The following is a 12,575-nucleotide window of genomic DNA, read 5'->3' as shown; positions in this document are numbered from 1 at the left end:
GACAGCGCCTCGGTGACGACCCTGTTGGATCCCTACAGAAAGTGGTGGGCAAGGGCCCGCCGACGCGACATGATCAGGTCGACCAGTCTCGACGACAGGAGACATCAGTGCCTCATTCCATCGACGAAGCCTTCACGGCGCTGCCACTGCGGGCGCTCGCCGACGCCGCGCTCGCCAGGGCCCGTGCGCTCGGCGCCGATCATGCCGACTTCCGCTTCGAGCGGGTGCGCGGCGCGGCCCTGCGGCTGCGGGACGGCAAGCCCGCCGGCTCGTCGGACACCACCGATCTCGGCTACGCGGTCCGGGTGGTGCACGGAGGCGCCTGGGGCTTCGCGTCCGGGGTCGATCTCTCCATGGACGCGGCGGCGCGGGTCGCGGGACAGGCCGTGGCGATGGCGAAGCTGTCCGCGAAAGTGATCGCCGCGGCGGGGTCCGACGAGCGGGTCGAGCTGGCCGAGGAGCCGGTGCACGCCGAGAAGACATGGGTGTCGGCGTACGAGATCGACCCGTTCGAGGTGCCCGACGAGGAGAAGACCGGGCTCCTCGCGGAGTGGAGCGGGCGGCTGCTGCGGGCCGACGGCGTCGCGCATGTGGACGCCTCGCTGCTCACCGTCCATGAGAACAAGTTCTACGCGGACACCGCGGGCACGGTCACCACCCAGCAGCGCGTCAGGCTCCATCCGCAGCTCACCGCGGTGGCGGTGGACGGCGAGAGCGGCGAGTTCGACTCGATGCGCACGATCGCCCCTCCCGTCGGCCGGGGCTGGGAGTACCTCACCGGGACCGGCTGGGACTGGGACGCCGAGCTGGAGAGCATCCCCGGCCTGCTCGCCGAGAAGATGCGGGCGCCGAGCGTCGAGGCGGGCACGTACGACCTGGTCGTCGACCCGTCCAACCTGTGGCTGACGATTCACGAGTCGATCGGCCACGCCACCGAGCTGGACCGGGCGCTGGGCTACGAGGCGGCGTACGCCGGGACCTCGTTCGCCACGTTCGACCAGCTGGGGAAGTTGGCGTACGGCTCCTCGGTGATGAACGTGACGGGCGACAGGACCGCGGAGCACGGTCTCGCCACCATCGGGTACGACGACGAGGGCGTCGAGGCGCAGTCGTGGGACCTGGTCAAGGACGGCACGCTCGTCGGCTACCAGCTGGACCGCAGGATCGCGAAGCTCACCGGCCTCGGCCGCTCCAACGGCTGCGCGTACGCGGACTCGCCGGGCCATGTGCCCGTCCAGCGCATGGCGAACGTGTCACTGCGGCCGGATCCGGGCGGGCTGAGCACGGAGGATCTGATCGGCGGGGTGGAGCGCGGGATCTATGTGGTCGGCGACCGGTCGTGGTCGATCGACATGCAGCGCTACAACTTCCAGTTCACGGCGCAGCGCTTCTTCCGTATCGAGAACGGCAAGCTGGCGGGCCAGCTGCGCGATGTCGCGTACCAGGCGACGACCACGGACTTCTGGGGCTCGATGGAGGCGGTCGGCGGACCGCGGACCTATGTGCTGGGCGGCGCCTTCAACTGCGGCAAGGCCCAGCCGGGGCAGGTGGCGGCGGTCTCCCACGGCTGCCCCTCCGCCCTGTTCCGCGGCGTCAACGTTCTCAACACCACGCAGGAGGCCGGACGATGAGCGCCACGACCGTTGTCGGCCGGGGGTCCGGGGGTCGCCTCCCGGGACAGCACAGTCTCAACACCACGCAGGAGGCCGGACGATGACCACCAGCTCTGTCAGCAAGCCGCACGAGATCGTCGAGCGTGCCCTCGAACTGTCCACCGCCGACGGCTGCGTGGTCATCGCCGACGAGCAGTCCTCGGCCAATCTGCGCTGGGCGGGCAACGCGCTGACGACCAACGGGGTCACCCGGGGCCGGACGCTCACCGTCATCGCGACCGTCGACGGCTCGCAGGGCACCGCGTCCGGTGTCGTGTCGCGCTCCGCCGTCACCGCCGCTGATCTGGAGCCGCTCGTACGGGCCGCCGAGGCCGCCGCGCGCGCGGCCGGGCCCGCCGAGGACGCGCGGCCCCTGGTCGACGGGGGTCAGGTGTCCGGGGACTTCACCGACGCGCCCGCCGAGACCACCTCCGCCGTCTTCGCGGACTTCGCGCCCGCGCTCGGTGAGTCGTTCGCCCGTGCCCGGGCCGGCGGCCGTGAGCTGTACGGGTTCGCCAACCATGAGCTGACCTCGACCTATCTCGGTACGTCCACGGGCGTACGACTGCGCCACGACCAGCCGAGCGGGACGCTGGAGCTGAACGCCAAGTCGCCCGACCGCACCCGCTCGGCCTGGGCCGGCCGGTCCACCCGCGACTTCAAGGACGTGGACCCGGCCTCCCTCGACACCGAGCTGGCGCGGCGGCTGGCCTGGGCGGAGCGGAAGATCGAGCTGCCCGCGGGCCGGTACGAGACGCTGCTGCCGCCGACCGCCGTGGCCGATCTGGTGATCTACCAGCTGTGGTCCTCGTCCGCCCGTGACGCGGCGGAGGGCCGTACGGTCTTCTCCCGTCCCGGCGGCGGCACCCGCGTCGGCGAGAAGCTCTCCGAGCTGCCGCTGACCCTGCGCAGCGATCCGCACGAGCCGGGCCTGGAGTCCGCGCCGTTCGTGATCGCGCACTCCTCCGGGGACGACGCCTCCGTCTTCGACAACGGTCTGCCGCTGACGGCGACGGACTGGGTGCGGGACGGCGAGCTGGCGCATCTGATCACCACCCGGCACAGCGCCGGGCTGACCGGCCTGCCGGTCGCACCCGGCATCGGCAATCTGGTGCTGGAGGGCGGGGGCGAGCGTTCGCTGGAGGAGATGGTCGCGGACACCGGGCGCGGGCTGCTGCTGACCTGTCTCTGGTACATCCGCGAGGTGGATCCGGCGACACTGCTGCTCACCGGGCTGACCAGGGACGGCGTCTATCTCGTCGAGAACGGCGAGGTCGTCGGCGAGGTGAACAACTTCCGGTTCAACGAGTCGCCGGTCGATCTGCTGTCGCGGGCGTCGGAGGCCGGGCGTACGGAGAAGACGCTGCCGCGCGAATGGAGCGACTGGTTCACCCGGGCCGCGACGCCCGCCCTGCGTATCCCCGATTTCAATATGAGCTCGGTCAGCCGGGGTGTATGACCCCCATACACTGGCCGGTGATACCTACCAGTGAACCGTTCGAGGAGAGAGACGACCGTGACGGACATCGTCGACGAGCTGAAGTGGCGCGGGCTGTTCGCCCAGTCCACTGACGAGGACGCTTTGCGCAAGGCGCTCGCGGACGGTCCCGTCACGTTCTATTGCGGCTTCGATCCCACAGCGCCCAGTCTGCATGTCGGACACCTCGTGCAGGTGCTGACCGTACGCAGGCTCCAGCGGGCGGGGCACCGGCCGCTGGCGCTGGTGGGCGGGGCCACCGGTCAGATCGGTGATCCCCGGCCGACCGCCGAGCGGACGCTGAACGACCCGGAGACGGTCGCCGGCTGGGTGCGGCGGCTGCGGTCCCAGATCGAGCCGTTCCTGGACTTCGAGGGTCCGAACGCGGCGACCATGGTCAACAACCTGGACTGGACCGCGTCGCTGTCCGCGATCGAGTTCCTGCGGGACATCGGCAAGCACTTCCGGGTGAACAAGATGCTCACGAAGGACTCCATCGCCCGTCGGCTGGAGTCCGACGAGGGCATCAGTTACACCGAGTTCAGCTACCAGCTGCTCCAGAGCATGGACTTCCTGGAGCTGTACCGCCGCTACGGCTGTGTCCTCCAGCAGGGCGGCAGCGACCAGTGGGGCAATCTGACCGCCGGTCTCGATCTGATCCACCGCCTGGAGCCGGGCGCCACCGTGCACGCGCTGGCGACGCCGCTGATGACGAAGGCGGACGGAACCAAGTTCGGCAAGACCGAGGGCGGGGCGGTCTGGCTCGACCCGGAGATGACCACGCCGTACGCGTTCTACCAGTTCTGGCTCAACGTGGACGACCGTGACATCTCCGCGTACAGCCGCATCCTGAGCTTCAGGAGCCAGGCGGAGCTGGAGGAGCTGGAGCGGGCGACCGCGGAGCGTCCGCAGGCCCGTGCGGCCCAGCGGGCGCTGGCGGAGGAGCTGACGACGCTCGTCCACGGCGCCGACCAGTGCGCGGCGGTCGTCGCGGCGTCCCGGGCGCTGTTCGGGCAGGGTGAGCTGGCGGAGCTCGACGAGGCGACGCTGAGCGCGGCGCTCTCCGAGCTGCCGCGCGCCGAGGTCGCCGAGCCGGCGTCGGTGGTCGATCTGTTCGCCGAGACGGGTCTGGCGCCGAGCAAGTCGGCGGCTCGCCGTACGGTCAAGGAGGGCGGGGCCTACGTGAACAACGTCAAGGTCTCCGACGCGGATGCCGTACCCGACCGTGCGGAGCTGCTGCACGGCCGCTGGCTGGTGCTCCGCAGGGGCAAGAGGAATCTGGCGGCGGTGGAGGTCACCGCCGGCTGACCCCGGGTCCCGGCCGGCTGCCCCAGGGTCTCGCCGTACGGCCCCGGGTCCGTACGGCCCTGACCCGGGTCCCGGCCGGCTGGCCCCGGTTCCGTACGGCTCGCTCGTGGAGCGTGTACGGCTGTGGCGTACGGCTCTCCTCGTCCACGGCCGACGGCTGCGGCCGGGCATGCGCACGCGTGCCCGGCCGTGACCGTCCCGCCCTGTCCCCGTCCCGCCCGGCCCGGGGCGGCGCCCGGTTCAGACTCTCTGCCGGCTGCCCCGCTTGTTGCCGCGGATCGCGTTCCAGAGCATGTTGCCGAAGAAGACGACGACGATGGCCCCGATCAGCTGGAGCACATGGCGGGTCCAGTCCACTCCCTTGGTGTGCGCGACACCGATCCAGCCCGCGACCGCGTTGCCGAGGAAGCTGCCCAGGATGCCGCACAGGATCGTCAGCCACAGGGGGATGTGCTGCTTGCCCGGGATGATGGCCCGCGCGAGCAGGCCGAGCACCAGGCCCACGATGATGACCCACAGCCAGTTCATGGTCGCCTCCTCACACGGCGCGGTATGCGCGTGATCGCCAGTCTGGGGCGGTCCGCCATTTGGCGCATGTCGGACACCGCCGTACGTGGCGGGAAGGCGGCGTCGCGGACAGGATGGGACTGCCCCCGCTCTCGTGGCCGCCGGGGTCCCGGCGTACCGTTGTCCACGTCCGGTCCGGGGAGAGTTCCGGCGAACGTCCGGCACAGAATCGGGTGGTGGGAACGTGGTGCGGAAGCAGGGCGGCACGGAGGTCTTCCGGATCACGGGAGCCCGGCAGGGACTCGCCGAGGACGTACGCGGCCGGCAGCGCCGGTATGTGATCTCGATGTCCGTACGGACGCTCGCGGTCATCGCGACCGTGGCGCTGTGGAACGTGGAACGGCCGGTCGCGATCGTGACGCTCGCTCTGGGGGTGCTGCTGCCCTACGTGGCCGTGGTGATCGCCAACGGGGGCCGGGAGAACGTCACTTCACTGCCCTCGGCCCATATCGCCCCGCCGGCCCATAGAATGATCGCGCCCCCTGTGGAACCTGCCGTGGCGGAAACCGGCCCCACGGCCGCCGAAGGGGACCGGCCAAGCGGTCCGTAACACTCCGCAAAGCTCAAGAAAAGCTCAGATCAATCGTGAAGTTCCGGTGCACGGCACCCCGTTGCCCGTGACATACTTTAAAGGCGCTCCGCATCCCCCGTCGGAGCGACGGACCGACGCCGGGCAGCTCCCCCCGTGGCTGCCCGGCGTCGCCATTTCCGGTGACGGACTGTGTCTTAGGGTGGTCAGGTGAACTTCCCCGGCTCCCCCGATTCGCCTGGCTCCCCCGATTCGCCCAGCCTCCCCGGCGCTCCCGGCTTTCCCGGTCTCCCCGGCTCTCCGGAGAGCTCCGCCGGTGACACGGCCCCGATCTGTTCCGCCAAGGGCTGCCGCGCGCCCGCCGTCTGGGTCCTCGCCTGGAACAATCCCAAGCTGCACACGCCCGAGCGCCGCAAGACCTGGCTGGCCTGCGACGAACACCGCGAGCACCTCTCCTCGTTCCTGGGGATGCGCGGTTTTCTGAAGGACGTGGTGGAACTGACCGAGTGGGAGCGGAACTCAGCCACCGATCGCTGACATCGGCCGGTCGGGCTGGAGGAACGCCGCCGGGTCATCCAGACCGGAGCCGGCCTTCTTGCCCCACATCGCCGTCTTCCAGAGCGCGGCGATCTCCTCGTCGGGCGCGTCGGAGCGCAGCGCGCCCCGCAGGTCCGTCTCCTCCTGGGCGAACAGGCAGGTACGGATCTGTCCGTCGGCGGTCAGCCGCGTGCGGTCGCAGGACTGGCAGAACGGGCGGGTGACGGACGCGATCACGCCCACGCGGTGCGTGCCGCCGTCCACCACCCAGCGCTCGGCGGGCGCCGTGCCCCGCAGGGAGTCGTCCTCCTCGGTGAGCGCGAAGCGTGTGCGCAGCGATGCGAGGATGTCACTGGCCGTTATCATGCCGTCGCGCTTCCAGCCGTGCTGGGCGTCGAGCGGCATCTGCTCGATGAAGCGCAGCTCGTAGCCGTGCTCCACGGCCCAGGCCAGCAGATCGGGGGCCTCGTCGCCGTTCAGCCCCGGCATCAGGACGGTGTTGACCTTGACCGGGGTCAGCCCCGCATCGTGGGCCGCGCGCAGACCGTCCAGCACGTCCTGGTGCCGGTCACGGCGGGTGAGGGCCTTGAAGACGTCGGGGCGCAGCGTGTCGAGCGAGACATTGACCCGGTCGAGACCGGCCGCCCGCAGCGCGGCGGCCGTCCGCTTGAGCCCGATTCCATTGGTGGTCAGGGACATCCGCGGGCGCGGCTCCAGCGCCGCGCAGCGCTCGACGATCCCGACGAGACCGGGCCTGAGCAGCGGTTCACCGCCGGTGAAGCGGACTTCCGTGATTCCCAGGAGCGTCACGGCGATACGGACCAGCCGGACGATCTCGTCGTCGCTGAGCAGATCCGATTTGGTGAGCCACTGAAGGCCCTCTTCCGGCATGCAGTACGTACACCTGAGATTGCACCGGTCCGTGAGCGAGACGCGCAGGTCAGTGGCGATGCGACCAAAGGTGTCGACAAGCACTCCGGGCCACCTCCCTGTTCGGTTCCGACACGTTGAGCCTACGTCAGACGACTGACATCGCCAGGGCCCGTATGTCACGAGGAGCGGCAAGGCCGCATCGTAGGACTCTACGATGCGGCCGCGATTCTGTATACCGTGTACAGAATCCGCTGTGCTCTCGGAGGTCGGTGCGAGGTCAGTGCGCCGCCGTGCCGGTCAGGGACTTGACCTCCAGCTCGGCGTACTTGCCCTTGTCCGGCTCCTCCTTCGACAGCACGGTGCCCAGCCAGCCGAGCAGGAAGCCCAGCGGGATCGAGATCAGCCCCGGGTTCTCCAGCGGGAAGAAGTGGAAGTCGACACCGGGGAACATCGAGGTCGGCTTGCCGGAGACGACCGGTGAGAACAGCACCAGCAGTACGGACGAGGCCAGACCGCCGTAGATCGACCACAGGGCGCCCTGGGTGGTGAACCGCTTCCAGAACAGGCTGTAGAGGATCGTCGGCAGATTGGCCGAGGCGGCGACCGCGAAGGCGAGCGCCACCAGCCCGGCCACGTTCAGATCGCGGGCGAGGGCGCCGAGCGCGATCGAGACGATGCCGATGGCGACGGTCGCCCAGCGGGCCGCGCGGACCTCCTCCTTCTCGGTCGCCTCCCCCTTGCGGATGACGTTGGCGTAGATGTCGTGCGCGAACGACGACGAGGACGCCAGGGTCAGTCCCGCGACGACCGCGAGGATGGTGGCGAAGGCGACCGCGGAGATCACGGCGAGCAGGATCGCGCCCCCGGTGGAGTCGGCGCCGCCGCCGATCTCCAGGGCGGCCAGCGGCGCCGCCGTATTGCCCGCCTTGTTGGAGGCGATGATGTCGCCGGGCTTGAGCAGGGCGGCCGCGCCGAAGCCGAGCACGATGGTCATCAGATAGAAGGCGCCGATGATGCCGATGGCCCAGATGACCGACTTGCGGGCGGCCTTGGCGGTCGGCACCGTGTAGAAGCGGATCAGGATGTGCGGCAGCCCCGCCGTACCGAGGACGAGCGCGATGCCCAGCGAGATGAAGTCCAGCTTGGAGGTCTCGGTGGCGCCGTACTTCAGACCGGGCTCCAGGAAGGCCGCGCCCTTGCCGCTGTTGCTCGCCGCCGTGCCCAGCAGGTCGGAGAGGTTGAAGTTGAACTTCCACAGGATCAGGAAGGTGATCAGCAGGGTGCCCGCGATGAGCAGCACGGCCTTCACCATCTGGACCCAGGTGGTGCCCTTCATCCCGCCGATCGTGACGTACACGATCATCAGCAGGCCGACCAGCGCCACGATGGCGATCTTCCCGGCGTCGCTGGTGATCCCGAGCAGCAGGGAGACCAGCACGCCCGCGCCGGCCATCTGCGCCAGCAGGTAGAAGATCGAGACCACGATGGTGGAGGTGCCCGCGGCGGTACGGACCGGCCGCTGGCGCATGCGGTACGCGAGGACGTCTCCCATCGTGTACCGGCCGGAGTTGCGCAGCGGCTCGGCGACGAGCAGCAGCGCGACCAGCCAGGCGACCAGGAATCCGATGGAGTAGAGGAAGCCGTCGTATCCGAAGAGCGCGATGGCGCCGGCGATACCGAGGAAGGACGCGGCGGACATGTAGTCGCCGGAGACCGCGAGACCGTTCTGGAAGCCGGTGAACTGGCGGCCGCCCGCGTAGAAGTCGGAGGCGCTCTTGGTCTGGCGGCCGGCCCAGACGGTGATGACGAGCGTCGCCACGACGAAGAGGCCGAAGAGGGTGATGATCAGCGGCCGGTGCTCGCTGGCGTCCGTGGCGGCGGCGAGCTGCTGCTGGACCGGGTGACTCATGAGGGGGAGCGACTGGCTCATGCGTCGGCCTCCATGCGCGACTTGATGACGTCCGCCTTCGGGTCGAGCTTGCGCGACGCGTGCCGCGCGTAGAACCAGGCGATGAGGAAGGTGGTGACGAACTGCGCGAGGCCGAGGACCAGGGCCACGTTGATGTTGCCGACGACCTTGGTGCCCATGAAGCCGCCCGCGTAGTTGGACAGCAGGACGTACAGCAGGTACCAGGCGATGAAGGCGACGGTCAGCGGGAAGGCGAAGGAGCGGTACGTACGGCGCAGTTCGCCGAATTCCGCGCTCTCCTGCACCTCGACGAACTGCGCCGTCGTGGGCTGCGCCGTCGTGGGCCGGTCCGGCGTTGACTGGGCGGGGCTGGTGTCCGTACCGCCCTGGGGCGGCGGTGCATCGGAAGCCACGGAATCTCCTCGTGACGCGGGTGCGGTGGGGTGGGGCATCAGGGAAACCTCACAGGGGGTGCGGATGTGCTGGTCCCCCTGACAACGGCACGGAGGGCATGGCGACGCGGTTCAACACCGGGCTTTTTCTTCCAGTTTCTTCCAAAAATGATTCGGGAAGTGATTGATGGCCGGGGATCATCAGCGATAACTTCACTGGTCATGTACCCGTCCACGCGCACGCCTGCGTGCGGACGGTTCTTTCACGGATGATGTGGAGAACCCATGACTCATCTGAGATCCAGACGGCGGCGCATGCTCGCTCTGCCCGCAGGTCTGGCGCTCACCGTCTCGCTCGGCTTCCTGCCGACCGGTACGGCCACGGCCGCGACGGCGGCGGGCAGTGTCCCCGCCGCCGCGGTCGCGACGGACGGCCCGAAGCTGTCGTACGTCGTCAACACCAGCGGCGGACGTTCCACGGTCTCGTCGGTCAAGAAGGCGATCGCCAAGGCGGGCGGCGCGATCGTGACCTCCTATGACCAGATAGGCGTCATAGTCGTCACCTCGCAGAACCCCGAGTTCGCGAGGACCGTCCGCAAGGTCAGGGGCGTCGACTCGGCCGGTGCCACCCGCACCGCGCCGATGGCCGCGCAGTCCACGACGGACATCGGCGCCCCGAAGGTGCTGTCCGACGAGGAGGTCGCCGCCGCCACGGCGAAGGCCGCGGCGAACAAGGCCGCCGACCAGGACCCGCTGGAGCCGTTGCAGTGGGACCTGCCCGCCATCAAGGCGGACAAGGCACACGAGAAGTCGCTCGGCAGCAGGAACGTCACTGTCGCCGTCATCGACACGGGTGTCGACGACACCCACCCGGACATCGCGCCGAACTTCGACCGCGCGGCCTCGGTCAACTGTGTCGGCGGCAAGCCGGACACGACCGACGGCGCCTGGCGGCCGGGTACGGGCGAGAGCCCGCACGGCACGCATGTCGCCGGTGAGATAGCCGCGGCCAAGAACGGCGTCGGCGTCACCGGTGTCGCGCCGGGCGTGAAGGTCTCCGGCATCAAGGTGTCCACGCCGGCCGGGTTCTTCTACACCGAGGCCGTCGTCTGCGGCTTCGTCTGGGCCGCCGAGCACGGCGTCGACGTGACGAACAACAGCTATTACACCGACCCGTGGTACTTCAACTGCAAGAACGACCCGGACCAGAAGGCTCTGGTCGAGGCGGTCTCGCGGGCCACCCGGTACGCGGAGAAGAAGGGCGCGGTCAACGTCGCCGCGGCGGGCAACGAGAACTACGATCTCGCGTCCGACTCGATCACCGACCCGTCCAGCCCGAACGACACCACTCCGGGCGACCGGGTCATCGACCCGTCCGAGTGCCTCGACATCCCCACCCAGCTGCCGGGTGTGGTGACCGTCGCGTCCACCGGCGCCAAGGGTCTGAAGTCCTCGTTCTCCAACTACGGTCTCGGTGTCGTCGACATCGCGGCCCCGGGCGGCGACTCCACGAGGTACCAGACCCCGGCCCCGCCGGCCGTCAGCGGCCTGATCCTCGGCCCGCTGCCGGGCGGGCAGTACGGCTACATGGCCGGTACGTCGATGGCCTCCCCGCATGTCGCGGGCGTCGCGGCGCTGCTGAAGTCGACCCACCCGTACGCCTCGCCGCTGGTGATCAAGACGCTCCTGTCGCTCCAGGCCGATGACACCGCCTGCCCGACGCCGTACGACATCGACGGTGACGGAGAGGTCGACGCCGTCTGCGAGGGCGGCAAGCGCTACAACGGCTTCTACGGGGCGGGTCTTGTCGACGCCCTGGCGGCGGTGAGCAAGTAACCGCTGGGTGCACCCGGTGCCCTGAGCACCGATCACCGTAACGCCGTACCGAGCGCGGGCCGTCCTCCGGGGCGGCCCGCGTCCGTACGCCCGGCGGGAAGGCCGGAGGGCGCGGCCGGGGTTCGGGGAGGGCGGAACGGGCCCGGTGAGCACGGACGTTGTGATGGCACGTCCCGGCGGTACGGACCGGGTCGGGCCGCGTCCCGAGGCGGCGGAGCGCGGCGTGGCACCGCGGTACGCGGACTTCGTGACGGCGCCTTCCCGCTCCCGGCCGGATCATCCGGCGTGAGACCCCCATCGCCGTAAGGGCCTTGACGGAGCGACGGCCCGGACCCCGGCCGTGGCCGGTCCTGGCCTACCGGGCTGTGGGAGTGTCAGTCGCGGCCCGTATTCTCTGTGACCATGCTCGACGACCACACGACCGCAGCGACATGGCCGGCCGCCTACCCCGACGGGTACGCGGTCGTCGACGTCGAGACCACCGGACTCGCCCGCGACGACCGGATAGTGTCCGCAGCCGTCTACCGCCTGGACGCCCGGGGCAATGTCGAGGACCACTGGTACACGCTCGTCAACCCGGAGCGGGACCCGGGGCCCGTGTGGATCCATGGACTGACGACCGACGTCCTGGAGAGCGCCCCGCTCTTTCCCGAGATCGCCGGTGAGCTGGCCGCACGGCTCGACGGGCGGGTGCTCGTGGCGCACAACGCGATCTTCGACTGGTCGATGATCGCCCGGGAGTACGCGCGCGCGGAGCGGACCGCGCCCACCCGGCAGCGGCTGTGCACCATCGCGCTCTCCAAGGAGCTGGCCCTGCCGCTGCCCAATCACAAGCTGGAGTCGCTCGCCGCGCACTTCGGTGTCGTACAGCAGCGCGCGCACCACGCACTGGACGACGCGCGCGTGCTGGCCGAGGCGTTCCGCCCGAGTCTGCACGCGGCCGCCAGGGACGGCGTACGGCTGCCGCTGCTGGAGTGCCGGCCGCTCACCGAGTGGTCGGACACCCCGGCGCTGCCCCGGGTCGGCTATCAGTCCTCGTACCGGCAGACGAGCTGGCGGCCCTCGCGCAAGCGGCCCCCGTGCCCGTATCCGAACCCGGGCCGGTACGTGCCGGGCGAGCCGCTGGTGCAGGGGATGCGGGTGGCGTTCTCCGGGGACACCTCCGTCGACCGCGAGCTGCTGGAGGACCGGGCCGTGGAGGCGGGGCTGCATGTCGCGACGAGCGTGTCCCGGCTGACCAGCCTGCTGGTGACCAACGACCCGGGGTCCTCGACGTCCAAGACGGTCAAGGCCACGTCGTACGGAACGCCGGTCATCGACGAGGCCGCGTTCACCCAGCTGCTGCGGGATGTGACCCCGGCGCCCTCCTCCCCCGTCCCGGCGCCCGCCGTCTCCGTCCCGGCGCCCGCCTCGCCCGTCCCGTCCATCCCCTCGTCCACTTCCGTCCCCGCTTCCACGGCCTCGGACGGGTGACAGTGCGCGGCGGCGCACACCC

General features: G+C 70.1%; 11 protein-coding genes. 7 read left to right on the top strand and 4 right to left on the bottom strand.

All coding sequences use genetic code 11. The features are described 5' to 3' along the window. Positions 1-107: 107 nt before the first annotated feature. The 3 genes from CU044_RS17885 (at position 108) to tyrS (ending at position 4,437) form a co-directional block, all read left to right on the top strand. Positions 108-1,631 (top strand): TldD/PmbA family protein, encoded by a 1,524-nt coding sequence (locus tag CU044_RS17885; RefSeq protein ID WP_129769699.1) that lies wholly within the window; start codon positions 108-110, stop codon positions 1,629-1,631. A gap of 82 nt (positions 1,632-1,713) precedes the next feature. Next, the gene (locus CU044_RS17880) at positions 1,714-3,111 is read left to right on the top strand and encodes a TldD/PmbA family protein (protein WP_129769698.1); all 1,398 of its coding nucleotides are present in this window, start codon (positions 1,714-1,716) and stop codon (positions 3,109-3,111) included. Positions 3,112-3,168: 57 nt separating this feature from the next. Next, positions 3,169-4,437 (top strand): tyrosine--tRNA ligase, encoded by a 1,269-nt coding sequence (gene tyrS / locus CU044_RS17875; RefSeq protein WP_129769697.1) that lies wholly within the window; start codon positions 3,169-3,171, stop codon positions 4,435-4,437. Positions 4,438-4,677: 240 nt separating this feature from the next. On the opposite strand, the gene CU044_RS17870 is transcribed toward tyrS, so the two are convergent. Then, complete coding sequence (locus tag CU044_RS17870) at positions 4,678-4,965, bottom strand: GlsB/YeaQ/YmgE family stress response membrane protein (RefSeq protein ID WP_129769696.1); 288 nt, start codon at positions 4,963-4,965, stop codon at positions 4,678-4,680. A 223-nt stretch (positions 4,966-5,188) separates the two neighbouring features. On the opposite strand from CU044_RS17870, the gene CU044_RS17865 reads away from it, so the two are divergent. Further along, a complete protein-coding gene (locus CU044_RS17865; RefSeq protein WP_129769695.1) occupies positions 5,189-5,554 on the top strand; it encodes a DUF3099 domain-containing protein in 366 nt (121 codons plus the stop codon). Between the two features lie 309 nt (positions 5,555-5,863). Next, positions 5,864-6,070, top strand: a complete 207-nt coding sequence (locus tag CU044_RS17860) for a hypothetical protein (protein WP_051746168.1) — start codon at positions 5,864-5,866, stop codon at positions 6,068-6,070. Here CU044_RS17860 and moaA read toward each other — a convergent pair. The 3 genes from moaA to CU044_RS17845 all read right to left on the bottom strand — a co-directional run bounded on the left by moaA (position 6,053) and on the right by CU044_RS17845 (position 9,265). Beyond that, positions 6,053-7,045 (bottom strand): GTP 3',8-cyclase MoaA, encoded by a 993-nt coding sequence (gene moaA, locus CU044_RS17855; RefSeq protein ID WP_129769694.1) that lies wholly within the window; start codon positions 7,043-7,045, stop codon positions 6,053-6,055. The genes CU044_RS17860 and moaA overlap by 18 nt on opposite strands. Positions 7,046-7,220: 175 nt before the next feature. Then, on the bottom strand, positions 7,221-8,852 hold the full coding sequence (locus CU044_RS17850) for a cation acetate symporter (RefSeq protein ID WP_129769743.1): 1,632 nt from the start codon (positions 8,850-8,852) through the stop codon (positions 7,221-7,223). 17 nt (positions 8,853-8,869) lie between these two features. Further along, on the bottom strand, positions 8,870-9,265 hold the full coding sequence (locus CU044_RS17845) for a DUF485 domain-containing protein (protein WP_129769693.1): 396 nt from the start codon (positions 9,263-9,265) through the stop codon (positions 8,870-8,872). Positions 9,266-9,529: 264 nt separating this feature from the next. Here CU044_RS17845 and CU044_RS17840 point away from each other — a divergent pair, with 264 nt between their 5' ends. Continuing rightward, positions 9,530-11,080, top strand: a complete 1,551-nt coding sequence (locus CU044_RS17840) for a S8 family serine peptidase (RefSeq protein ID WP_129769692.1) — start codon at positions 9,530-9,532, stop codon at positions 11,078-11,080. A 396-nt stretch (positions 11,081-11,476) separates the two neighbouring features. Continuing rightward, complete coding sequence (locus CU044_RS17835; protein ID WP_129769691.1) at positions 11,477-12,553, top strand: DEDDh family exonuclease; 1,077 nt, start codon at positions 11,477-11,479, stop codon at positions 12,551-12,553. Positions 12,554-12,575 lie beyond the last annotated feature (22 nt).

Source organism: Streptomyces sp. L-9-10 (assembly GCF_004151105.1).
In the GTDB taxonomy this organism is placed as follows: Bacteria; Actinomycetota; Actinomycetes; order Streptomycetales; family Streptomycetaceae; genus Streptomyces.
Note: the sequence above shows the minus strand (reverse complement) of the source record. Positions and strands in the feature narration are given on the sequence as shown.